Here is a 492-nt window from a genome sequence, read left to right on the forward strand (position 1 = left end):
CGATTGGGACGAAGTCGTAACAAGGTAGCCGTACCGGAAGGTGCGGCTGGATCACCTCCTTTCTAAGGAGCATCTACCGATGATCTTGGGCAAACGTTCCGAGCATCGGTCAGAACCACACCAGCCTTGATGCTGGGTGGGCTCATTAGTGGATGCTGGCTGGCTAGACGTTCGGTTGTCACGACAGTGAGTACTGCTCTTCGGAGCGTGGAAAGGTGTCGCGAGGGCTGGATGAACAGATCGGTACGCTGTTGGGTCCTGAGAGAACACGCTTAGTGTCTTTCAGTGATCGGGTCATCTCAGCGCTTGAACCGCCGGCTTCCGAGCCAGGTAGGCGAGCAGCACAGAAGAGATGATGACCGTTCGTTCTTTGAGAACTGCACAGTGGATGCGAGCATCTTTGTAGCAAGTTAGTAAGGGCATACGGTGGATGTCTTGGCACCAGGAGCCGATGAAGGACGTAGGAGACTGCGAAAAGTCTAGGGGAGCTGT

2 rRNA genes are annotated in these 492 nt (G+C 54.9%); both read left to right on the top strand.

What is annotated here, in order from left to right:
* Window positions 1-62, top strand: a 16S ribosomal RNA gene (locus QSK25_RS45250); the annotation flags it as partial.
* Window positions 63-403: 341 nt separating this feature from the next.
* A 23S ribosomal RNA gene (locus QSK25_RS45255) occupies window positions 404-492 on the top strand; the annotation flags it as partial.

Source organism: Lentzea sp. NBRC 102530 (genome assembly GCF_030269365.1).
Lineage (GTDB): Bacteria > Actinomycetota > Actinomycetes > Mycobacteriales > Pseudonocardiaceae > Lentzea.